Annotated in this window: 28 protein-coding genes and 1 tRNA gene; 22 read left to right on the forward strand and 7 right to left on the reverse strand. The window is 70.2% G+C overall.

All coding sequences use genetic code 11. The annotated features are described in order from the left end of the window. From IE250_RS10185 to IE250_RS10260, 16 genes are all read left to right on the forward strand, one after another. On the forward strand, positions 1-566 hold a 566-nt coding region (locus IE250_RS10185; protein ID WP_229872331.1), incomplete at its 5' end, for a hypothetical protein. Positions 567-574: 8 nt separating this feature from the next. Continuing rightward, a complete protein-coding gene (locus tag IE250_RS10190) occupies positions 575-802 on the forward strand; it encodes a hypothetical protein (RefSeq protein WP_189669216.1) in 228 nt (75 codons plus the stop codon). Between the two features lie 137 nt (positions 803-939). Next, a complete protein-coding gene (locus tag IE250_RS10195; protein WP_189669217.1) occupies positions 940-2,340 on the forward strand; it encodes an FAD-dependent oxidoreductase in 1,401 nt (466 codons plus the stop codon). A 342-nt stretch (positions 2,341-2,682) separates the two neighbouring features. Then, positions 2,683-2,892: a Flp family type IVb pilin gene (locus IE250_RS10200; RefSeq protein WP_189669218.1), complete on the forward strand. Its 210-nt coding sequence runs from the start codon at positions 2,683-2,685 to the stop codon at positions 2,890-2,892. A 120-nt stretch (positions 2,893-3,012) separates the two neighbouring features. After that, positions 3,013-3,222 (forward strand): Flp family type IVb pilin, encoded by a 210-nt coding sequence (locus IE250_RS10205; protein ID WP_229872332.1) that lies wholly within the window; start codon positions 3,013-3,015, stop codon positions 3,220-3,222. Between the two features lie 104 nt (positions 3,223-3,326). Then, complete coding sequence (locus IE250_RS10210) at positions 3,327-3,716, forward strand: TadE/TadG family type IV pilus assembly protein (protein ID WP_189669219.1); 390 nt, start codon at positions 3,327-3,329, stop codon at positions 3,714-3,716. Between the two features lie 35 nt (positions 3,717-3,751). Beyond that, positions 3,752-4,669: a pilus assembly protein TadG-related protein gene (locus IE250_RS10215; RefSeq protein WP_268247812.1), complete on the forward strand. Its 918-nt coding sequence runs from the start codon at positions 3,752-3,754 to the stop codon at positions 4,667-4,669. Positions 4,670-4,714: 45 nt separating this feature from the next. Further along, positions 4,715-5,464, forward strand: coding sequence for a Flp pilus assembly protein CpaB (cpaB, locus tag IE250_RS10220; RefSeq protein WP_189669221.1), 750 nt, complete (start codon positions 4,715-4,717; stop codon positions 5,462-5,464). Continuing rightward, on the forward strand, positions 5,461-6,291 hold the full coding sequence (locus IE250_RS10225; RefSeq protein WP_189669222.1) for a CpaE/TadZ family protein: 831 nt from the start codon (positions 5,461-5,463) through the stop codon (positions 6,289-6,291). Before cpaB ends, IE250_RS10225 begins: the two co-directional genes overlap by 4 nt. Next, a complete protein-coding gene (locus tag IE250_RS10230) occupies positions 6,288-7,826 on the forward strand; it encodes a TadA family conjugal transfer-associated ATPase (RefSeq protein WP_229872333.1) in 1,539 nt (512 codons plus the stop codon). The genes IE250_RS10225 and IE250_RS10230 overlap by 4 nt, the downstream gene beginning before the upstream one ends. Continuing rightward, the gene (locus IE250_RS10235; protein ID WP_189669223.1) at positions 7,823-8,755 is read left to right on the forward strand and encodes a type II secretion system F family protein; all 933 of its coding nucleotides are present in this window, start codon (positions 7,823-7,825) and stop codon (positions 8,753-8,755) included. The genes IE250_RS10230 and IE250_RS10235 overlap by 4 nt, the downstream gene beginning before the upstream one ends. Before the next feature lie 16 nt (positions 8,756-8,771). Beyond that, positions 8,772-9,683: a type II secretion system F family protein gene (locus IE250_RS10240; RefSeq protein ID WP_189669224.1), complete on the forward strand. Its 912-nt coding sequence runs from the start codon at positions 8,772-8,774 to the stop codon at positions 9,681-9,683. Positions 9,684-9,690: 7 nt separating this feature from the next. Continuing rightward, positions 9,691-10,332 carry a prepilin peptidase gene (locus IE250_RS10245; RefSeq protein ID WP_189669225.1) on the forward strand — a complete coding sequence of 214 codons (642 nt, stop codon included), beginning with the start codon at positions 9,691-9,693 and terminating at the stop codon, positions 10,330-10,332. Between the two features lie 66 nt (positions 10,333-10,398). Then, entirely contained in the window at positions 10,399-11,043 is a 645-nt protein-coding gene (locus IE250_RS10250; protein WP_189669226.1) for a TetR/AcrR family transcriptional regulator, read from the forward strand. A 128-nt stretch (positions 11,044-11,171) separates the two neighbouring features. Next, positions 11,172-12,113, forward strand: a complete 942-nt coding sequence (gene htpX, locus IE250_RS10255; protein WP_189669227.1) for a zinc metalloprotease HtpX — start codon at positions 11,172-11,174, stop codon at positions 12,111-12,113. A gap of 118 nt (positions 12,114-12,231) precedes the next feature. Next, the gene (locus IE250_RS10260) at positions 12,232-12,726 is read left to right on the forward strand and encodes a YajQ family cyclic di-GMP-binding protein (RefSeq protein WP_189669228.1); all 495 of its coding nucleotides are present in this window, start codon (positions 12,232-12,234) and stop codon (positions 12,724-12,726) included. A 108-nt stretch (positions 12,727-12,834) separates the two neighbouring features. Here IE250_RS10260 and IE250_RS10265 read toward each other — a convergent pair whose 3' ends face one another. The 4 genes from IE250_RS10265 to IE250_RS10280 all read right to left on the reverse strand — a co-directional run bounded on the left by IE250_RS10265 (position 12,835) and on the right by IE250_RS10280 (position 15,975). Next, on the reverse strand, positions 12,835-13,386 hold the full coding sequence (locus tag IE250_RS10265; protein ID WP_189669229.1) for a hypothetical protein: 552 nt from the start codon (positions 13,384-13,386) through the stop codon (positions 12,835-12,837). Next, on the reverse strand, positions 13,383-13,970 hold the full coding sequence (locus IE250_RS10270; protein ID WP_189669230.1) for a PadR family transcriptional regulator: 588 nt from the start codon (positions 13,968-13,970) through the stop codon (positions 13,383-13,385). Before IE250_RS10270 ends, IE250_RS10265 begins: the two co-directional genes overlap by 4 nt. 97 nt (positions 13,971-14,067) lie before the next feature. Beyond that, a complete protein-coding gene (locus tag IE250_RS10275) occupies positions 14,068-14,442 on the reverse strand; it encodes a hypothetical protein (RefSeq protein WP_189669231.1) in 375 nt (124 codons plus the stop codon). 33 nt (positions 14,443-14,475) lie between these two features. Continuing rightward, the gene (locus IE250_RS10280) at positions 14,476-15,975 is read right to left on the reverse strand and encodes an MFS transporter (RefSeq protein WP_229872334.1); all 1,500 of its coding nucleotides are present in this window, start codon (positions 15,973-15,975) and stop codon (positions 14,476-14,478) included. Between the two features lie 99 nt (positions 15,976-16,074). Between IE250_RS10280 and IE250_RS10285 the strand changes: the two genes are divergently transcribed. The 4 genes from IE250_RS10285 (at position 16,075) to IE250_RS10300 (ending at position 18,342) form a co-directional block, all read left to right on the forward strand. Beyond that, positions 16,075-16,695, forward strand: coding sequence for a TetR/AcrR family transcriptional regulator (locus tag IE250_RS10285; RefSeq protein ID WP_189669233.1), 621 nt, complete (start codon positions 16,075-16,077; stop codon positions 16,693-16,695). Between the two features lie 95 nt (positions 16,696-16,790). Then, positions 16,791-17,030, forward strand: a complete 240-nt coding sequence (locus IE250_RS10290) for a type II toxin-antitoxin system Phd/YefM family antitoxin (protein WP_189669234.1) — start codon at positions 16,791-16,793, stop codon at positions 17,028-17,030. After that, positions 17,027-17,449 carry a type II toxin-antitoxin system VapC family toxin gene (locus tag IE250_RS10295; RefSeq protein ID WP_189669235.1) on the forward strand — a complete coding sequence of 141 codons (423 nt, stop codon included), beginning with the start codon at positions 17,027-17,029 and terminating at the stop codon, positions 17,447-17,449. The genes IE250_RS10290 and IE250_RS10295 overlap by 4 nt, the downstream gene beginning before the upstream one ends. Next, positions 17,446-18,342 (forward strand): HAD family hydrolase, encoded by an 897-nt coding sequence (locus IE250_RS10300; protein ID WP_189669236.1) that lies wholly within the window; start codon positions 17,446-17,448, stop codon positions 18,340-18,342. Before IE250_RS10295 ends, IE250_RS10300 begins: the two co-directional genes overlap by 4 nt. Here the strand turns inward: IE250_RS10300 and IE250_RS10305 are convergent. Further along, a complete protein-coding gene (locus IE250_RS10305; protein ID WP_189669237.1) occupies positions 18,339-19,196 on the reverse strand; it encodes a carbohydrate kinase family protein in 858 nt (285 codons plus the stop codon). The two genes, IE250_RS10300 and IE250_RS10305, sit on opposite strands and share 4 nt — an antisense overlap. Positions 19,197-19,252: 56 nt before the next feature. Beyond that, positions 19,253-20,206, reverse strand: coding sequence for a sigma-70 family RNA polymerase sigma factor (locus IE250_RS10310; RefSeq protein ID WP_189669238.1), 954 nt, complete (start codon positions 20,204-20,206; stop codon positions 19,253-19,255). Between the two features lie 96 nt (positions 20,207-20,302). Between IE250_RS10310 and IE250_RS10315 the strand changes: the two genes are divergently transcribed. Further along, entirely contained in the window at positions 20,303-20,821 is a 519-nt protein-coding gene (locus IE250_RS10315; RefSeq protein ID WP_229872335.1) for a carboxymuconolactone decarboxylase family protein, read from the forward strand. An 83-nt stretch (positions 20,822-20,904) separates the two neighbouring features. On the opposite strand, the gene rarD is transcribed toward IE250_RS10315, so the two are convergent. Beyond that, complete coding sequence (rarD, locus tag IE250_RS10320) at positions 20,905-21,801, reverse strand: EamA family transporter RarD (protein ID WP_189669239.1); 897 nt, start codon at positions 21,799-21,801, stop codon at positions 20,905-20,907. A gap of 125 nt (positions 21,802-21,926) precedes the next feature. Between rarD and IE250_RS10325 the strand changes: the two genes are divergently transcribed. Further along, positions 21,927-22,008 (forward strand) — tRNA-Tyr (locus IE250_RS10325). Position 22,009 lies beyond the last annotated feature (1 nt).

Below are 22,009 nucleotides of genomic sequence, written 5' to 3' on the forward strand. Positions count from 1 at the left end.
GCCGACGACGCTTGTTCACCGCGGTACTGGTGCTCTTCGCCGCGATCTCGATCACCCGACTGATCATCACGATCCAGGGCGAGGGTGTCGAGGAGGCCACGATCTGGATCGCGGCCGTGATCGTGCTGGTGATCTGCGCGATCGTGATCGCCGTCGTGCTGGGCCGGGCGCGCGGCCTGGCCGCACACGTGGAGAAGCAGCGCCCGGGCGCGCACGTCGTCCCGGCGTTCACGACGGCGGAGACCGTCGACCAGGCGCAGGCCGCAGGGGCCGCGGCGAGCGGCATGATGCCGATGGGCGGGAGCCCGGTGGCCCTGGCGGTGTCGGGCGACGTCGTCGAGGTGTGGCTCGGGCGGGAGACCCAGCCGCGCTGGGTGGTGCGCCGCACGCCCGGGGGAGCGCGGTCGACGTCGGGCAGCTACGGCGCCAGGGTCATCACCGCCCTGGAGGTCACGGACGGGAACGCGGCCGTGACCGTGGTCCCCGCCTACCGTCCCCTGCGCGCCACGGGCGGCAAGGTAGGCGAGGACGTGGAGCGCGCGGTTCGCGAGATCGCGGTCGCCTGACCCCCGGTATGAGTGGCTTCGGCAAGTGGAACCTCGGGATCGGCCTGGTGCTCGTGGTCGTGGCCCTGATCTGTAGGGCTCAGGGACTCATCCCGGCCACGGTCATCCTGAGCATCGTCGGGCTGCTGGGGCTCGGCATGGCGGCGCACGACGTGGTCGACAACGTGCTCGAGCGGGCCGATCTCCGCCATCGGGCGGCCAGGGTGAAGCGCGAGCGCGAGCGAGAAGGCGCTTGAGGTGCGTTGGGACGCCGATCCTCACAGGAACGCCACGTCCAGCCCCTGGGCGGGGATGAGGCTGGCCTTACCCGGTCGGTAGAATCGGGAGCGGCCTTCGCTTCCCTCCTGACCTCGACCCGGAAGGCGCCCCTTTCGTGAGCACCACCCGACCCCTGCGCGTCGCCGTCGTCGGCGCCGGCCCTGCCGGCATCTACGCGAGCGACATCCTGTCCAAGACCGACCTCGACGTCAGCATCGACCTGTTCGAGCGCCTTCCCGCGCCGTTCGGTCTGGTGCGGTACGGCGTGGCTCCGGATCACCCGCGCATCAAGCAGATCATCGTCGCGCTCCACAAGGTGCTGAGCCGCGGAGACATCCGCCTGATCGCCAACGTGGACTACGGCGTGGACGTGAAGCTCGAAGACCTGCGCCAGTTCTACGACGCCGTGATCTTCTCCACCGGCTCCATCAAGGACGCCGAGCTGGACATCCCCGGCATCGACCTCGACGGCTCCTACGGCGCCGCGGACTTCGTGTCCTGGTACGACGGCCACCCCGACGTGCCGCGTACCTGGCCGCTGGAGGCGGAGCAGGTGGCCGTGATCGGCGCCGGCAACGTCGCCCTCGACGTGGCCCGCATCCTCGCGAAGCACGCCGACGACCTGCTGCCCACCGAGATCCCGGCCAACGTGCACGAGATCCTGAAGGCCTCCCCGGTCAAGGACGTGCACGTCTTCGCACGCCGTGGCCCGGCGCAGGTCAAGTTCTCGCCGCTGGAGCTGCGCGAGCTCGGCCACGTGCCCGACGTCGACATCGTGGTGTACCCGGAGGACTTCGACTTCGACGAGGGCTCCGAGGCGGCCATCAACTCGTCGAACCAGACCAAGCAGGTCGTGAAGACCCTGGTGGACTGGACCCTCAAGGACCCGGCGCAGAACACGGCGTCGCGCCGTCTGCACCTGCACTTCCTGCACGCCCCCGCCGAGGTGCTCGGCGAGGACGGCAAGGTGGTCGGACTCCGCACGGAGCGCACAGCGCTCCAGGGCGACGGCACCGTCAAGGGCACCGGCGAGTTCACCGACTGGCCGGTCCAGGCCGTCTATCGCGCCGTCGGCTACTTCGGCTCGTCCCTGCCGGAGATCCCGTACGACGACGTCAAGGGCGTCATCACGAACCGCGAGGGCCGGGTCGTCGACATCGACGGCAACCAGGTGCCCGGTGTGTACGCGACCGGCTGGATCAAGCGCGGCCCCGTCGGCCTGATCGGTCACACCAAGTCCGACGCGTCGGAGACCGTGCGCCACCTCGTCGAGGACGTCACCGGCGTGGCCGACGGCGAGGCCCCGGGCGACCTTGAGGGCGGCCGCACCGCCCCGCAGGGTACGCCGGAGGCCGTGACCGAGTTCCTCGCCGGCAAGGGCGTGGAGTACATCGAGTGGTCCGGGTGGGAGCTCCTGGATGCGCACGAGCGTTCCCTCGGCGAGGCCGAGGGCCGTGAACGGGTCAAGGTCGTGCCGCGCCACGAGATGATCGAGATCGCGCGCAACGGCGGCTGACGCTCCGCTGCCCGACGACTTAGGGGTCACCTTCCACACGGAAGGTGGCCCCTTTGTCTTGTATTCCGCTTGATCTCACCCCGCCAAATCCCGTTTGCGACGGCGGCTGCCCGGTCCCCGGGCTGCCGCCGTTTGTCGTCTCCGGAGTGGGTCTGGGCGCTCACAGCGCAACGTTGCGCGACTGGAAGAGACGATTGCATCCGTGTATTTTCGCAGGTGGCAAACATGCCGGGTGAAAGAGTTTGCGTATCACGCATCTTTGCGCTTAGAGTTCATCTCGGTTGCACACCGCAACCAACTCGAAGCTCCGGACGTCGGAGCATGACCGCAAGGAAAACCAACATGTCTCGTGCTGCTGCACTCCTCATGACCTCGCTCCACGTCCTCACGACGCGCCTCGAAGACGCGAAGAAGGACAAGGGCGCCACCGCCGTCGAGTACGGCCTGCTCGTCGGACTCATCTCCATCGCGATCGTCGCCACGCTGCTGCTGCTCGGCCCGAAGCTGAACACCCTCTTCGTCAAGGTGCTCAACGCGCTGCCGACCGTCTGAGCCACACCCTGAACCACTGGCCGGCTCCCGCCGCCACCACTCGTACCACCACTCGTACCACCACTCGTACCACCACTCGAAAGCTCCGGACGTCGGAGCATGACCGCAAGGAAAACCAACATGTCTCGTGCTGCTGCACTCCTCATGACCTCGCTCCACGTCCTCACGACCCGCCTCGACGGCGCGAAGAAGGACAAGGGCGCCACCGCCGTCGAGTACGGCCTGCTCGTCGGACTCATCTCCATCGCGATCGTCGCCACGCTTCTGCTGCTCGGCCCGAAGCTGGACGCCCTCTTCGTCAAGGTGCTCAACGCGCTGCCGACCGTCTGAGGCGACACGCCGAACCACGGGCCGGCTCCCCTCCCACCCCCTAGGGGGAGCCGGCCCGTCACCCGCACCAACCAAGATCCACCACCACAGAGAACGGGAACGACATGCTTCGACTGACGCGAAGGCACCACGAGCGCGGCGCGGCCGCGGTCGAGTTCGCACTGGTCCTTCCCATCCTGCTGCTCTTGGTGATGGGCATCGTCGAGTGCGGCCGGGCTTACCACATCCAGACCGCCCTCTCGGGGGCGGCGCGCGAGGGCGTTCGCGTCATGGCTCTGCAGGACGACGTCGCGGAGGCCCGGGCCACAGCCAAGGCCGCCTCGCCCCAGCTCGCCCTGACCGACGGCCAGATCGGCGTCACACCCACTACGTGCTCGGGAACGAACCCCGGGACCGCCACGGTCACCGTGACGTACCCCTTCGAAATCATGTTCGGGCTCTTCGGGTCCGACTTCACCCTCACCGGAAAAGGGACAATGCGATGCAAGGGATAACGCACGCTCTGTCGCGCCCACGGGAGCGGGGCGCCGTGAACGTCATGGTCGCTCTGCTGATCATCCCGCTCATCGGCTTCGCCGCGATCGCCGTGGACGTCGCCTCCGTCTGGGCCGACCGCCAGCAGCTCCAGACCGGGGCTGACGCGGCCGCGCTGGGCATCGCCCAGGACTGTGCCAAGAACGATTGTGGCGTGCCCGCCACGACCGCGCAGGACCTCGCCACACCGAACAAGAACGACAGCGAGGTGACCGCGACGGTCGTCACGTCCCCGCTCACGCCCGCAACCGGGTCCGTGACCGTGGAGACCGCCAGCCTCCGCGAGCACTGGTTCGCGCCAGTACTGGGTTTTGACCAGAGCGACGTCGGAGCGAGCGCCACCGCGTCGTGGGGGGTGCCGTCCGGCGGCGTCTCCGTATTGCCGCTCGCCTTCTCCTGGTGCGAGTTCCAGCTCCAGACGGGCGGCGGGCTGCCGTCCACCACAGTCGAGCACACGATCTTCTTCACGAAGGCCTCGAAAACCGAGTGCACAGGGCCGTCCAACAACGTCGTTCCTGGCGGCTTCGGCTGGCTGGAGGACGACATCGACGGGTGCACAACGAGCACCAGCGTCGACGACATAGTCGATTCGAGCACCGGCGCTTCCGTGCCCAGCGACTGTTCCACGGCCGACTTCGCCGCGCTCCAGGGGCGCACCGTGCTCCTGCCCATCTTCGACGACGCCGGCGACGTGGGTGGCAACGCCTGGTACCGGCTCTACGGGTACGCGGCCTTCACGATCACCGGCTACCACTTCGTCGGGCAGTTCTCGTGGAGCAACACGGGGGAGTGCAAGGGCGGCAAGCAATGCGTCCAGGGTTACTTCACCGAGTTCGTCGACCTCGACGACGCCTTCGAGTACAGCACGACCGCACCGTCCCTGGGCGCGTCCGTCGTCGCCCTCGAGCCGTAGTCACAACCCCCCAACCTGCATCGTCATCTCGGAAGGACCAGACCTGTGCGCAGTCGAATCATCGCCGCAGTCGCGGCCATATTGCTCGCCATCGTCGGCGTGGTGCTGTTGACCGGCTATGTCGTGGGCGCAGACCAGCGCGCGATGGCCGGGATGAAGACCACCAGCGTGCTGGTGGTGACCGGACCGGTCAAAGCTGGCACTCCTGCCAAGGACCTCGCCGAGCTGGTGGAGCCCAAGGTGCTGCCGGCCAAGGCCGTCGCCCCCGGTGCGCTGACCAGCTTGGAGGACGTGGCCGGCAAGGTCGCGACCGCCGACCTCGTCGCCGGCGAGCAGCTGCTCGCCAACCGGTTCGACGCACCCGAGAAGGAGAAGGACAAGGACGCCGTCGAGGTTCCCGAGGACATGCAGGAGATCTCGATCATGCTCGAGTCCCAGCGCGTGGTCGGCAGCACCATCACCGCCGGCGAGACGGTCGGCGTCTTCACCACCTACCACGACAGCCCCAAGCCGACGCACCAGGTCCTGCACCAGGCGCTCGTCACGCGCGTCGAGGTCGGCTTGCCGCCGTCGAACGCAGCACCAGAGGCCGATCCCGAAGCCGAAGAAGGCGCTGAACCAGAGGGCCCCGCCGTGCCGGAGGGCAACGTCTTGGTGACCCTGGCGTTGTCCGCTCCCGACGCCGAGGTGCTCGTCTGGAGCCAGGAGATCGGCACCATCTGGCTGTCCCGGGAGCCGGAAGGCACCCCGCGTGGCGGCACCCGCACCGTGACCGAGGGGGTCCTGTTCCGATGAGCACAACTGTGATGGCCGCGACCGCGGCCGACGGCTCGCAGCAGTACTCGCCGACGACCCGGGGCCGGGTGATCAGCGTGCTCTCGCCCAAGGGCGGGGTCGGCAAGACGACAGTCGCGACGAACCTGGCCGTGGGTCTCGCCAAGGAGGAGCCGGGCTCCACCGTGCTGGTCGACCTCGACGTCCAGTTCGGCGACGTGGCCTCGGCGCTCAACCTCACGCCGCAGCACAGCCTCGCCGACACCGTCCAGGGATCTGCGGGCACCGACACGATGGTCCTCAAGACGTTCCTCACCCAGCACGAGACCGGGCTGCACGTCATCTGCGGCGTCGACTCGCCCGCCGCTGCGGACGGGGTGACGGCCGAGGACGTGAGTCGCCTGCTCGCGACGCTGGCAACGGAGTTCCGCTACGTCGTGGTGGACACCGCGCCCGGCCTGCTCGAGCACACGCTCGCCGCGCTGGACGAGACCACCGACCCGCTCTTCGTCACGACGATGGACGTGCCGGGCGTTCGCGGTCTGCGCAAGGAGCTGCAGACCCTCGACGACCTCGGCATGTTCATCGGCTCGCGCTACATCGCGCTCAACCTCACCGGCCAGCGCAGCGGGATGTCGATAGCCGACGTCGAGGCCACGATCGGCACCGGCGTCGACCTGCAGCTGCCCCGGTCGAAGGCCACCCCCACGTCCGTCAACCTCGGCGTGCCGCTGCTTCAGAGCGGTGTGCGGGATCCCATGACCAAGAAGCTGCACACCCTCGTGGACCACTACACGGGGCGCCGCGACAGGCGCCTCCGTGGACGACACATTGGAGCGCGACGATGAAGCTGACCGAACGCATGGCCGCCAAGGGCCGGTCCGGCGACGACCGCGGAGACGCCCCGGAAACGGGCTCCGCGGCCGGGCAGGCCGTTCCGACCCCGCCGGCCGAGGCGCCGGCCGCCGAACCGGCGGCCCCCGCCCAGACCGCCGTTCCGGTCGCTCCGGTGCCCGCCGAGCCGGCCGACACCGGCCGCAGCCTGTCCGCGCGCACGTCCACTCCTGTCGCCGCCCCGGCGGTGTCGTCGTCCGGTAGTGACGCGCTGACCCGGCTCAAGGACACCGCGGCGTCGGCCCTGTTCGAGCGCCTCGGGACCCGCCTCCATGACCCTTCGATGAGCGAGGAGAAGCTGCACACCATCGTGCGCAGCGAGCTGAACCACGTCGTCGAGGAGCAGGACGTCCCGCTCACGGCGGCGCAGCAGCAGCGCCTCATCAGCGACGTGGAGGACGACGTGCTGGGCCACGGCCCGCTGCAGCGCTTCCTCGACGACCCGGACGTCACGGAGATCATGGTCAACGGTCCCGACCAGATCTACGTCGAGCAGGCCGGCAAGCTGCAGCGCAGCGACGCACGCTTCAAGTCCGAGGAGCACCTGCGCCGAATCATCGAGCGCATCGTGTTCCGCGTCGGCCGACGGATCGACGAGTCGTCCCCGCTGGTCGACGCCCGTCTTCCCGACGGCTCGCGTGTCAACGCGGTCGTCCCGCCCCTGGCCTTCAACGGTTCCTCGCTGACGATCCGAAAGTTCTCCAGGGACCCCTTCAAGGTGCACGACCTCATCCGGTTCGGGACGCTGACCTCCGACATGGCCGAGCTCCTGCGGGCGTGCGTACAGGCGCGGCTCAACGTCATCGTCTCCGGCGGAACGGGCACCGGTAAGACGACGCTCCTCAACGTGCTCTCCTCGTTCATCCCCGAGAACGAGCGCATCGTCACCATCGAGGACGCTATCGAGCTCCAGCTCCAGCAGGATCACGTAGTGCGGCTGGAGAGCCGCCCGCCGAACGTCGAGGGCAAGGGCGAGGTCAACATCCGCGAGCTGGTCCGCAACTCCCTGCGAATGCGGCCCGACCGCATCGTGGTGGGTGAGGTCCGCGGTGGCGAGACGCTCGACATGCTCCAGGCGATGAACACCGGCCACGACGGCTCGCTCTCGACCGTGCACGCCAACTCGCCTCGGGACGCCATAGCCCGCCTCGAGACGCTCGTCCTCATGGCCGGCATGGACCTGCCCCTGCGCGCCATCCGCGAGCAGATCGCGTCGGCGGTGGACGTCGTCGTGCAGCTCACGCGCCTGAAGGACGGCACGCGACGGGTCACCGCCGTGACGGAGGTGCAGGGCATGGAGGGCCAGACCGTGACGCTCCAGGACGCGTTCCTCTTCGACTACTCGGCCGGCGTGGACGTCAATGGCCGGTTCCGTGGCACGCCCGTCGCCACCGGCGTACGGCCCCGGTTCACCGACCGGTTCGCCGACCTCGGAATCGTGCTCTCGCCGTCCGTCTTCGGCACCGTCGAGACGGGGGCACACCGATGAACGGCATCGCAATCTTCGGGATCGCCGCCGTCGGTGTGGCCGCCCTGGCCGCCCTCTATGCGGTGCTCGGGGCGGGCAACCGCCTGCCGCTCGAACGCCGTCGCCCCGTGTCCGAGTCGCGCTCGGGGGTCCTCGAGCGCGGCGCGGCCGCGGCGACCACCGCGCTCGACGTCATGCTGCAACGGCGCGGCACGAAGGTAGCCGCCGACCTCCTCGAGCGCGCGGGCGTGCGCATGCGCCTCCAGGATCTCGTGTTCTTCCAGATCATCGGCGTGGTCTGCGTCTTCGCGGCCGGGCTGCTGCTCGGGAACATCTTCGTGGCTATCCTGCTCGCAGTCCTCGTCCCGGTCGGGACCCGGCTCGGCCTGGCCGTGCGCATCAAGCGTCGGCAGGCCGCGTTCGCCGACCAGCTCGACGACTCGCTGCAGCTCATGGCCGGCAGCCTGCGTGCAGGGCACAGCCTCCTGCAGTCCCTTGCCTCGGTCGCGCGCGAGAGCGAACAGCCCACGTCGGAGGAGTTCTCCCGAGTCATCAACGAGGTCCGCGTCGGGCGTGACCTCGGCGAGGTGCTGGACGAGGCCGGTGCCCGGATGGCCAGCGAGGACTTCGTCTGGGTCTCCCAGGCTATCGAGATCAACCGCGAGGTCGGCGGGAACCTCGCCGATGTGCTCGACGGCGTCGGCAACACCATCCGCGAGCGCAACACCGTGCGGCGGCAGGTCAAGGCCCTCGCCGCCGAGGGGAAGCTCTCCGCCTACGTCCTGATGGCGCTCCCCTTCGCCATCATCGGCGTTCTGGCGCTTCTCAGCCCCAGCTACCTCTCTGCCTTCACCAGCGGCCTCCTCGGATACCTCATGATGGCCGCGAGCGTCGTCCTGCTGGTCGTCGGCGGTCTCTGGCTCCGCAAGTCCGTCCGAGTCACCTTCTGATCCGGAGGATCACACCATGTCACCCATCGCCCTGACACCGGTCGCGCTGACCGCCATCGTCGCCATCGGACTGTCGCTCGCCCTGCTCGTCCTGGTCTTCCTCGACCCAGCCGGTCGCGAGCGCCGGATGGTTCGCGCGAACCTCGATCGCGGGCTGACGTCGCACGGTCCTGCCGGCTCCGGCCCCGCCGACGCCGGCGCCCCTGGCGGCGCCGCCCTGCTCGTCCGCCGACTCACGCCCCCGAAAGCCGCAGCGGGTCTCGAGAAGCTGCTGAGCCGCGCGGGGCGGCCGCCGGCCTGGCCGCTCGAACGCCTCCTGGCGGCCAAGGTCCTCCTCGCGGCCGGAGCCGTGACGCTGAGCCTCCTGTTCGCGACCGCAGTTCCCGGCACGCTCGCCGTCGTCCTCGGGATCGTCCTCACCCTGGTGGCGTACTTTCTGCCCGAGCTGCTCCTGTACAGCCGCGGCCAGGAACGCAGCAAGGCGATCGGGCTCGAGCTGGCGGACACCCTGGACCAGATGACGATCGCCGTCGAGGCCGGTCTGGGATTCGAGGCGGCGATGGCGCGTGCGGGGAAGACCGGCACGGGCCCCCTGGCCGAGGAGCTGGTCCGCACGCTCCAGGACATGCGGATGGGTCTGTCCCGCCGGGAGGCGTACGACCTGCTCGCCATCCGGGCCGACGTGAAAGACCTGCGCCGGTTCGTCCGCGCCGTCGTCCAGGCGGACAACCACGGCATCGCGATCGCCGACGTGCTGCGCACGCAGGCCGACGAGATGCGGAAGAAGCGGCGTCAGCGTGCCGAGGAGAAGGCGATGCAGATCCCGGTCAAGGTGATCTTTCCGCTGATGCTGTGCATCCTGCCGGTCCTGTTCATCGTGATGCTCGGTCCGGTGGTCATCGGCGTCCTCGACGCGTTCAGCGGCTGACCGCGCCATGGAACCCATCCCCATCCTCCTCGCCGCGGTCGTCACCGGCGGCATCGCGGCCGCGTGCGGCCCCTGGGTACGGAGCAAGGTAGCCACGACTCGTTCCGTGTGGCTGCGTACCCCGGCGCTCGCGGCCCTGGCTGCTGCGGGCGGCGCCGGTGCCGTGGCCCTGGCCGCGACCTGGCCGGAGGCAGTGGCCTTCGCCATCCTGGGCCTGGCCTGCGCGCTGCTGGTGGCCGTCGACCTCGCCGAGCACCGGATCCCGGACCGCATCCTGGGGCCGGCCTACCCGGCGTTCTTCGCCGCGCTGGCCCTGGCTGCGGCCGTGTCGGGGGAATGGCCGCGGCTGGGGCGTGCGATGCTCGCCGCTGTCGTCGTGTGCGCGGTGTACCTCCTGCTCGCCCTCATCTCGCCGTCTGGGCTGGGCCTGGGGGACGTGAAGCTCTCCGGGCTGCTCGGAGCCTTCCTCGGCTGGCTCGGCTGGCCGCAGGTGCTGTTCGGCACGTTGGCAGCCTTTGTGATCGTCGCGATCCTGGCGGCGGGGCTGCTCCTCGCCCGCCGGCGGTCGCGGCGGTCGGACGTAGCGTTCGGGCCCGCGATGGTCTTGGGGGCCGCGGTCGCCGGCTGGTGGATACCCGCCATTTTCTAGACCGGGTGAAAGGTTGCCGATATGGCAAATTCACCGGAAGCGCGAGAATTGGAGTAGATTATGGTCATGAGCGCAGAGGAGACCTCCCCGGACGAAGTGCCCGCCCAGGGACTCAGGGAGCTGAAGAAACAGATGACGCGCGGCGCGATCGCGGCCGCGGCATTCAAGCTCACCCTGGAGAAGGGACTCGACCACGTCACGGTCGAGGAGATCTCACGCGTGGCCATCGTGTCGCCTCGCACGTTCTCCAACTACTTCTCCTCCAAGGAGGAGGCTGTCGTCTCGGCCGGTGGGCAAGACCCCGAGCAGTTCTTGCCCGCGTTTCGCGAGGCCGTGCGGGAGGTACCTCCGCTGGAGGCGCTCCGCGAGGTGTTCGCCGACTACTTCATGAACCTGACGGACGACCAGCTCGACCAGATCCGCCAGATGCTCGGCCTGGTGGTGCAGTACCCCTCCTTGCTCGACGTCCAGGCGGCCCGGTTCGGGAACCTGGAGGCAGAGCTGCGCGGCGTGGTTGCCGAGCACACCGGCGCCGACGAAGAGACCGAGATGTATCCGTGGCTCGTGGCCTCCGCGGGGATCGCGGCGGTCAGGGCGGCGCTGCGTGTGTGGGGGGCGTCCCCGGCCGACGGGCGTGACAAGCTCGTCAAGCTCGTCCAGGAGGCGCTCAGCCTCTTCAGTGCTGGGCTGCCTGCGCCTGCGCCTCGCTGAGGCCGGTATCGGAGCGGCGCAGATCTCATGATCTGCGCCTCTTCCGTGCCCGCAACCGGAGTGAGCGATCATTGCCTCCGGGAACCGCCACCCCGCGTGGCGCGTTCGGCTGGGTGGAAAGGAGTGCGATGCACAGGCACTACAACGGGCTGAAGACCGCCGCGCTGTTCGGTGGGATGTGGGCCGTGATCCTCGGGCTCTGGGCGCTCTTCGGAGCACGTTCCAGCATGCTGTGGATCTTCGTGCTCATCGGGCTGGGAACCACCGCCTACGGCTACTGGAACTCCGACAAGCTCGCGATCCGAGCGATGCACGCGTATCCGGTCACGGAGCTGCAGGCGCCGGAGATGCACCGCATCGTGCGCGAGCTCTCCACGGCGGCGCGCCAGCCGATGCCGCGGCTGTACATATCGCCCACCAAGGCGCCCAACGCGTTCGCCACCGGGCGCAACCCGCAGAACGCCGCTGTGTGCTGCACGGAGGGAATCCTGCAGCTGCTGAACGAGCGCGAGCTGCGCGGTGTGCTGGGGCACGAGCTCATGCACGTCTACAACCGGGACATCCTGACGTCGTCGGTCGCGTCCGCGATGGCGGGCCTCATCACCGCGCTGGCGCAGTTCCTGCTGTTCTTCGGCGGCGGTGACCGCCGCGAGGGCGGCAACCCGCTCGCCGCGCTCGCCATGGCGTTCCTCGCCCCGGTCGCGGCGATGCTCATCCAGATGGCGATCTCCCGCACCCGCGAGTACGACGCCGACGAGGACGGCGCCCGCCTGACGGGCGACCCCCTGGCCCTGGCCTCGGCGCTGCGGAAGCTGGAACAGGGCACGCAGCGTGCGCCGCTGCCCCAGGACCGCAACCTCACCAACGTGTCGCACCTGATGATCGCCAACCCGTTCCGCGGCGCCGGGATCGGCCGCCTGTTCGCCACGCACCCGCCGATGCCGGACCGCATCCGCCGCCTCGAGACGATGGCGGGCGGCCCGTCGGGCGGTTACGGCCCGGGCGGGATCGGCGGTCCGACGTCGGGCCCGGACGCGCCGCCGTGGGGCACCCCACCGGGGATGCTCTGAACCCACTCCTCGTCGCTCATGGAATGCGTTCGTCGCTGTCCGTGGGGGCGGATACGGTGGTCCAAGATCCCGACCGGACGTGCAGCGGCGTCCGGGTGTTACGCAGAAGGAGCACCACATGGCCGACTCGTCGTTCGACATCGTCAGCAAGGTCGACCGCCAGGAGGTCGACAACGCGCTGAACCAGGCGTCGAAGGAGATCTCGCAGCGGTACGACTTCAAGAATGTCGGCGCCTCGATCGCCTGGAGCGGCGAGAGCATCGTGATCGTCGCCAACTCGTCGGAGCGCGTGCTCGCCGCCCTCGACGTCTTCGAGATCAAGCTGATCAAGCGCGGCATCTCGCTCAAGGCGCTCGACGTCGGCGAGCGTGAGCCCAGGCCCTCCGGCAAGGAGTACCGCCTCGCCGCCACCCTCAAGGAGGGCCTGGCCGGCGAGTCCGCGAAGAAGGTCACCAAGATCATCCGCGAAGAGGGCCCGAAGGGCGTGAAGACGCAGATCACGGGCGACGAGGTGCGCGTGACCAGCAAGTCCCGCGACCAGCTTCAGGAGGTCATGGCTCTCCTGAAGGGCTCGGACCTGGACTTCGCCCTGCAGTTCACGAACTACCGCTGACGGTCAGCGGCCACAGCGTGCCTGGCGATCAGCAGACGGCGGTCAAGAGCCGGCGCTGAGCGTGCGGGACGGGCGGTCGCCGGGTGAACCGGCGACCGCCCGCTCCCTTCAGTCGCGCGCCACGTCCTGCGGGCCCCGCCGGGCAAGCAGGACGCACAGGACGAGCAGGACCACGATGAACGGCGCCCACCCGTAGCGCTCCCAGGGGCTCGACGACGCGACGTTCATGACCGCTCCGAGCGCGAGCACCGCGACGAGCACGCGGACTCCCACCCGGCCGACGGTCGCAGGGAGGCGCACGCCCATGCCCCCGCGTGCGAGGACGACGAGCGCGGCGAGCAGCCACACGACCGCAGAGACGCTGCTCGCAACCCGCAGATCCTCCGGAAGCCGGCCGGTGTGAGCCCCGCTCCAGGCGGCGGCGGCGAGCGGTGCCCCGGCTGCGAGGGCGACCTGGAAGGCGACGACTAGACCGAAGCCAGCCGCGGCCGCGGTCGCGAGCCATCGCGTCCGGGCCGATGGGGTCCCGTGCGCGGGACGGCCTCGTGTCGGGGTGACCCCCTGCGTCGGGTCACCGTCAAGCCGTGGCGTGTCGGGTGTCGCGCCCTGGGGTGTCGAGTCACGTGAGGTCGAGCGCGCCTCGTTGCCGGTGGCTGTCATGGCGTCTCCTTCGTCGAGGTCGGGGGTTCTCCGTCGTGGCCGTGGCCATCGGCGGCGAGGGTGGCGAGAGTCGCGAGCGCCTCGTCGGCCCAGGCGATCGTGGCGCGCGCCGCGTGCTCGCCCGCGGAGATGGTCAGCAGCCAGTAGGGGCTGTCGTCCGCGTGCTCGGTGTGGTCGGTGTCCGTGCGCTCGGTGGCGAGCCCGGCGAGCTGGCGTTCCGCCCGGTCCCGCGCGTCCTGCACCAGCTCGGCGCACGCCTCGGGCCCCAGGGCCCGGCCGAAGAAGAGGCGCAGGAGGACGCCGTTGCGCGGCGGGTCGGCTTGCGGCGGTTCGGCGAGCAGGGTGCGCAGGTGCGCGCGGCCGGCCGAAGTGAGGGCGAACGCGGAGGAGCCGGTCCGGGTACCCCCGCGGCGTTCGACGAGCCCTTCCTGCTCGAGCTCCGCGAGCGTTGGGTAGATCTGCCCGAAGCTCTCGCTCCAGAAGTGCCCGAGGGTCTCGCGGATCGCCTCGCGCAGGGCATAGCCGGTCATCGGCTGGATGCTCAGGGCTCCCAGGACTGCGGTGCGGGTCTGTCTGGCGCGCATGGCCTCACCTCTCTCGGAGATATTTCTACCAGATACAAACGGCGAAGGGGTCCGATGCTCCGATAACAACCTGGTAACGCGTCGGCCTCGACCGGGACTACCCGTGACGCCGTAAGTCGCGTAGGGCCACGACGGTGAGGGTGGCGAGCGCGATTCCCAGTGCTGCGGCGCCCACCACCCACCACGCGTCAGCGAGGAACACCGACGCGATGACCAGACCGGCGCCGAGCCCGCCGAGGACGCCCAGCCCGAACAGCGTCCGCGGCCCGAACCCGAGCCCTGGGAGCCGGGCGACCAGGGCGATCTCGAGCCAGGTCCCGCCGACGGCCAGCAGGGTCGCACCGGCGGCGTCGAGCATTGACAGCCCGTGCAGCGCGCTGATGGGCGCGACGATCCCACCCTCCCAGGCCGTGGGCAGGCCGAGCAGCGCGAGCCCGAGAGCGATGAGCCCGAGTGGGACATAGAAGACCATAGCTCAAGGTAGCGGCCCCAGGAGGGCTGTGGCTCAGCCGACGGGCACGGGTTCTGGGGCGGATTCGGCGGAGGCCGGACGGGTGTCGGTGAGCGAGAGCCCCTGGCCGCGGCGCCGGAACAGCAGGGCCGACAGCACCGCCCCCAGGGCGAAGAACCCCGCGCCCCACCAGTACGCGGTCGAATAGCTGGCGATCGCCGCCTCCACGCCGATCGCCTCGGTCACCGGCGTGTGGGCCGCAAGGTAGTCGGCCGCGGCGGTGGCGGCCAGCGTGTTGAGCAGAGCCGTGCCGATCGAGCCGCCGACCTGCTGGCTCGTGTTCACCATCGCCGACGCGACGCCGGCGAACTGCCGGTCGACGCCGAGCGTTGCGGTCTGCATGGAGGCGGGCATGATCGTCCCCATCGCGAAGCCGATGACCATCAGCGGCGGCAGGACGTTCGCGGCGTAGGTGCTCGACGCGTCCAGGAACGTGAGGGAGACCATGCCGATCGCGCCCAGCGTCATGCCGACCGGCACCAGGAGCTTGGGACCGTACCGGGGCACGAACAGGTTGGTGCCGAGCTGCGCGGCGACCACGAGCATCGCGATCATGGGCAGGAAGGCGAGGCCCGTCTGGATCGGCGAGTAGTCGAGCGTGAGCTGCAGGTAGTAGGTCACGAAGAGGAAGATGCCGAACATCCCGGCGCCGGCGATCAGCACCGAGGTGTACGCGGCGCCGCGGTTGCGGTCGAGGACTATCGACAGCGGCAGGAGCGGGTGCGCTGCTCGCCTCTGCCAGGCGACGAAAGCCGTCAGCAGGACGGCGGCGCCGGCCAGCATGCCCCACGTCAGGGGTGCGTCCCAGCCTCCGGTCTCGGCGTTCGAGAAGCCGTAGACGAGGCCGAAGAGCGCGCCGGACACCAGCACGGTCCCCGGGACGTCCAGCTTCGGCCGCGGCCCGCTGCGGGTGATGCGCGGGACGAAGACCAGGGCCCCGACGAGGGCGAACGCGGCGATGAAGACGTTGATGTAGAGGTTCCAGCGCCAGTCGAGGGACTCCGTCAGGATGCCGCCGAGGAGCAGCCCGACCGCGCCGCCGGCGCCGGCGATCGCACCGAAGACGCCGAACGCTCGGGCGCGTTCCTTCGGCACAGTGAAGGTGGTGGTCAGAACGGCGAGCGCCGTGGGAGCGAGAAGTGCACCGAACGCGCCCTGCAGCGCGCGGGCGGCCACGAGCAGGTCGAACGAGCCGGCGGCGCCCCCCAGCGCGGAGGCGATGGCGAAACCGATGAGGCCGATGATGAAGGTGCGCTTGCGGCCGATGAGGTCGGAGAGCCGCCCGCCGAGCAGGAGGAGGCTTGCGAACGCGAGCGAGTATGCGGTGATGACCCACTGACGCTGACCGTCCGAGAAGCCGAGGTCGGCCTGGGCCGAGGGAAGTGCGATGTTCACGACCGTCGCGTCGAGCACGACCATGAGCTGGGCCAGCCCGACCACGACGAGCGTGATCCAGCGACGACGGTCGGTCGCGGGTGTTGAGGTTTCGGACATGCGGGCCACCATATACGGTACTGTCGAGTTCCGGAAATGGTTGGTTCAATAATTAACCCGCCGTTAAAGTTGGACCGGACAGAGGGGAGGGCGACCGCGATGACGCAGACCGAGCAGGTCGAGGCGAAGCCCCGGCTCGGACGCAAGAGGGACCACACCCGTGATCCCGAGATCCTGGACGCCGCGCTCGACGTGCTGTCGGAGACCGGTTATGACGGCATGACCATCGACATGGTCGCGGCGCGGGCCAAGGCCGGCAAGGCGACTCTCTACCGCAGGTGGCCGTCCAAGGCCGAGCTCGTGCTCGACGCCGTCGTGTGCATGAAGTCGAGGGATATCGACCTCGCCGCTCTGCCGGACACGGGGACCCTGCGGGGGGACCTCGTGGCGATGATCAGGCCGCCGAGCATCCGCGACAGTGAGCGCAAGCTCAAGGTGATGGCCGGGATCGCGTCCATGATCGCCCGGAGCCCCGAGCTTGCCGCCGCCGCGCAGGAGGCGCTCGTCGAGCCGCGCGCGTCCGCCAACCGCATCTTCTTCCGGCGCGCGATCGAACGCGGCGAGATCCCGGCGGACGCCGACATCGAGCGGCTCTGCATGATCGGCCCGGCGATGGTCGCGTACAGCGTGCTCATGCTGGGCAAGCCCGTCGACCGCGAGTTCCTGATCTCGACCATCGACGGGGTCATCCTGCCGGCCGCAGGGCTGCGCACCGCCTGAGCCTGTGCGGCCGGACGGCGCCGTACTGTTCAGCGTGGCGCTGGCACCGTTGACGGCGTACTGTAGGTACGTACCTACATTGGAGGTGGTCGGAGATGAGTGTCGTTACGTCTCGCGAGCTGAATCACGACGTGAGTGCGGTCAAGCGTGCCGCGGCCCGCGGTCCGGTAGTCATCACCGACCATGGTCGGCCGTCGCACGTGCTACTCACCTTCGCGGACTATCAGCGGCTCACGGGCACAGACGTCAGCTTGGCCGATGCATTCGTGATGCCTGAAGAGATCGAGTTCGAGCCGGTGCGCCCTGAAGGATCGGCGCGTGAGGTCGACTGGTGAAGTTCCTGCTGGACACCAACGTCGTGTCCGAGCTCCGGAAGTCCGGCGAGCGCAGGACTGAGCGGTTCAACGACTGGGCGGAACGCCTGTCGCCGTCGGACACATCGCTCTCCGTCATCACGGTGCTGGAACTGCGGGCCGGGATCGAGTCGAAGCGGCGGAACGACTCGCGGCAGGCGGAGGTCCTGGACGTCTGGCTGGAGAAAAGTGTTCTGCCGAGCTACTCGGGGCGGCTCCTGGACGTTGATCAGGACGTTGCCGACGCCGCCGCGCGACTCCATGTACCGCACCGCCGCCCAGCCCATGACGCGCTCATCGCCGCGACTGCGCTGGTGCACGGTCTAACCCTCGTGACGCGGAACGCGGCGGACTTCGAGCCCATGGGTGTCTCGTTCGTGAACCCTTGGGACGCGCCTTGACCCGCCTGCCCCGCGTCGTCGCCACCGACCTCGACGGCACGCTGCTCCGCAGCGACGGCAAGGTCTCCGACCGCACCCGGCAGGTCCTCGCCGACCTGGACGCGGCCGGCGTCGAGGTGGTCTTCGTGACCGCCCGCCCGCCACGCTGGCTGACCCACCTCGCCGACACCGTCGGCGGGCACGGCCGCGTCATCTGCATCGGCGGTGCATGCGTGCTGGACGTCGCCTCCGGCGAGACGCTCGACACCTTCGGGTTCGACGACGACGCCGTGCGCGCCGTCGTGGCCGCCATCCGGGCGGCGCTGCCCCACGCCGCGCTCGCCTTCGAGCGGCCCGACGGCGTCACGTTCGACCCGACCTACCCGAACCGGGAGCCGGCGCTCGACCCCGTCCTGTGGTCGGTGCCGGTCGAGGACACACTCGGCCTGGTCGGCGCTCGCGGACCGGTGTCCAAGATCCTCGCGCTCGACCCAGCGCGCATCCCTCCGCCGGGTATCCTCGCGGACCCGCCGGAGGAGATCCGTCTGGCGCAGGAGGAGTTCTTCGCAGCGGTGCGCGCCGCCGTGGGTGAGCATGCGCACCTGGCGTACTCGGGCGCCGTCGGCCTGGCCGAGCTCATGCCGCCCGGGGTCGACAAGGCTGCCGCCCTGGCCCGCTGGTGCGCGCGGCTCGGCGTCGACGCCGCCGACGTCTGGGCCTTCGGCGACATGCCCAACGACCTGCCGATGCTCACCTGGGCGGGCCGCGGTATCGCCGTGGCGAACGCCCACCGCGATGTGCTGGCCGGCGCGGACGCCGTCGTCGGGCACCACGATGCCGACGGCGTGGCAGAGGAGCTGGCGGCCGTGCTGGCCCGGTCGGCCGGGGCGAGCGTGGGGGACCGGCGGGCCTAGCCGTCCTCGTCGAGGAGCGGGCTCAGGTGCCGGCTGCCCAGGGCACGGGTCGCCTGGCGCGCACCCGCTCGGAGGCATTCCGCCGTGCCCGCGCCGCTGAGATGCGCCCCGAAGAAACCGGCGAAGAACGCGTCGCCGGCGCCGTTGGTGTCGAGCACCTCCGCGCGCTCCGCAGGGCACTCGAACCAGCCCTCGGCGGTACGCGCGACGGCCCCGCGGGCGCCCAGCGTGCACACCACGGTGCTCGCCCCCCGCTCCAGCAGGGACGTCATGAGCTCGCGGTGGTCGTCCGTGCCGTCGTCGTTGAGGAAGACGTACGAGCACGCGTCGGCGAACGGCTGGTGGAACTCGGCGACGCCGTCGTAGTCATGCAGGTCGGTCCAGAGCGTGGCGCCGCTCGCGACGGCGGCCGGCAGCAGGTTCCGCCCGACGGCGCCCAGGTCCAGCACCACATGCTCAGCCGTAGCGACACGTGAGACGGCAGCGGGGTCGGGCTCGGGCGACGTGCCCGGGAGTGCGAGGTAGATCGAGAGGCGCTCGCCGGCGTCGGTCATGAGGTTCAGGTGCTGCTCGGACGGCCCGGCGACCCGGCGGGCCAGCACCTCGGCACCCAGCGCGTGCCTTAGCGCCGCGAGGATCAGGTCCCCCTCCGGATCGGTCCCGACGTCGGCGACGAGCGTGGCCACCACACCGAGGTCGGCGAGGTGCAGGACCTTGCCGGCGCTCGTACCGCCCAGCGTGCGCACGGACCCGCGCGCGAACACCGCATGCGGCCGGGGCTCGGGGAGGCGGTCGAGCAGGACCATCGTGTTCCACGCCGCAGGCCCGGCCACCACGATGCGAGGAGTGTTCATGCGCCCAACCCTGCCATCGGTCACCTCACCCTCGTCCCGCGCCGCGGTCCACACGACTACTTCGGCGTCTCGAGCAGCACCACGTGCAGCTCCGCGAGGGCGGACGGGTCGCTCACCAGGTCGACGGCGGCGATCCGCCCGTCGTGCACCACGAGGGCGAACACGCTGCGCGGCTCTCCGCCCGGCGCCCAGGCGAACCCGACCGAGCCACCGATCAGCGCGGGCACGGCAGCCGTCGCCCGACCCCGGAACGCCTCCGCCACCGCCGCCGCCCCGCGGACCTCGCGCGCCAGCAGGGGAGCGCCCCGGTCGGCGAACGCGGCCGCCGCCTCGACGGCGGACTGGTCGGCGCGCAGCACCACCTCCGGCGCGAGCAGTGCGAGCAGGCCCGCGAGGTCGCCCGTGCGCGAGGCCAGGAGGAACGCCTCGACCACCTGCCGGTCGGTTCGCGCGTCGCCGGCGGTCCGCGCCTCGGCGTCGGCACCACCCGCGGCGGCCTGAGCGGCAGGCCCGGACTGCACCCGACGCCGCCCGCGGCTCGCGAGCTGGCGCGCCGCCGCCACGGACCGGCCCAGCACGGGCGCTATCTGCTCGTACGGGACGGCGAACAGGTCGTGCAGCACGAACGCCAGGCGCTCGGCAGGGTCGAGGCTCTCCAGCACGATCTGCATCGCCACCCCGACGACGTCGGCCAGCTCCGCCTCCCGCGCCGGATCCGGGGAGCCCTCGTCCAGGATCTCCGGCGCGGTGTCGTCGGGCAGGCCGGACGGCAGGGGGCCCTCGCGGCGCGTCGACCGCGAGCGGAGCATGTCGAGGCAGATCCGGCCGGTGACCGTGGTCAGCCAGGCGGCGAGGTTGTCGATGTCCGCGTCGCCGGTGCGGTTCAGGCGCAGCCAGGTCTCCTGGAGCGCGTCGTCGGCGTCGTCGGGATTGCCGAGCAGCCGGTAGGCCACCGCACGCAGGCGGGGGCGGTGCTGCTCGAAGGCGGTGGCGAGTTCGTCGGGGCTCATCTGTCACATCCTGCGTGTCGGGGGCGTCAAGGGTCTGACGGCGCGCAGAGCGCCGATGTGACCGGCCGGACCCTCGGCCACGACGATTGGATCGCGATGACCACCGAGACTGCCACCCACGGCTTCGCTCCCGAAGCATCCGGCACGCCGCACCTGCGGACCGTGACACCCCGCATGAAGAACCCGGCCATGCTCGTCCCCGGCGGTGTGAAGGCGCTGGCCGGGCTGGGACAGATGGTCCACGGGCAGGGTGTGCCCGCGGCCACGCTCGAGCTCGTGCACCTCCGCGCCAGCCAGATCAACGGCTGCGGCTGGTGCATCGAGTACGGGATGCGGCAGGCGCGCAAGGCCGGCGAGTCGGAGGACCGTCTCGCGTCGGTGGCCGCCTGGCGCGAGTCGCCCTACCTCACCGAGGCAGAGTGCGCGGCGCTCGCGCTCGCGGAGGCGATGACTCGCCTCGCGGACAGCTCCGACCCGGTGCCCGACGACGTCTGGGCCGGCGCCGCGGAGCACTTCGACGAGCAGGCGCTCGCCGCGCTGGTGCTGCACATCGGGGTCACCAACCTCTACAACCGGCTCAACGTGACGACCCGCCAGGTGCCCGGCACCTGGTGAGCCCCCGTTGGTCGAGCTCGTCGAGACCCGGTGGTCTCGACAAGCTCGACCAGCGACACAAGCTCGGCCGGCGAAGCCCGAGGTCAGTGCACCCGGGGAACCGTCCGGGCCTGGCGGATCCCGTCGGCAGTGAGCAGCACGAGCGCCACCCACACGAGGAAGAACCCGACCCAGCGCGCCGGCGGCATGTGTTCCCCGAAGACGAGCAGCCCCACCAGGAACTGCAGGGCCGGGGCGAGGTACTGCAGCATGCCGACCACGGACAGCGGCAGACGGCGCGCCGCGGCGCTGAACATGAGCAGGGGCAGGGCGGTGATCACGCCCGCCGACATGAGGAGCAGCGAGTGGCCGACGCCGTGCCCGGTGAACGTCCCCGAATCACCGAGCCACACCAGGTAGGCGATCGCGAACGGGGTGGCGACGACCGTCTCGACCGCCAGGCCGGGCAACGCTTGCACGGTGCGGCCCACGCGGTTCTTCACGAGACCGTACAAGCCGAAGGAGAGCGCGAGGCACAGCGAGATCCACGGCAGCCCGCCGAGCCCGGTGGACAGCACGACCACCGACGCGACGCCGCAGGCCACCGCCACCCACTGCACGGGGCGCAGCCGTTCGCGCAGGATCAGCACGCCGAGCAGCACCGTGATCACCGGGTTGATGAAGTAGCCGAGGGCGGCGTCGATCACACGGTCGGTGAGGACGGCGTGCACGTAGACCACCCAGTTGACGACGACCAGGGCCGACGCCGCAGCGAGGGTGCCAAGGGTGCGGGGCGAGCGCAGGGCAGTGCGGAAGTCGCCGAGCTGCCGGAGCACAGCAAGGGCGATGAGGCAGAACACGAGGCTCCACACGATGCGGTTGGCCACGACCTCGACGGCGCCCGCCGGCTGGAGCAGCGGGAAGAACAGGGGCATCCCGCCCCAGATCGCGAAAGCGCCGATACCGAGCGGCAGTCCCCAGCGATCACGGTGTTGTGTCACGGCGTCACGATAGGTCTCGCGCGGCGGCCCCACCGCGGCGTCCGCTGTGGGCCTCGTCACCTGGGCAGGGCATCAATTCGATTTCTCGCCGAGGCACGTGGGGCGCTATGGTTGGCTCCGTTCACGGCTGGTTGCCCGAGCGGCCAAAGGGATCTGACTGTAAATCAGACGGCTCAGCCTTCGGGGGTTCGAATCCCTCACCAGCCAC

This window comes from Promicromonospora soli, assembly GCF_014653785.1.
Classification (GTDB): Bacteria; Actinomycetota; Actinomycetes; order Actinomycetales; family Cellulomonadaceae; genus Promicromonospora; species Promicromonospora soli.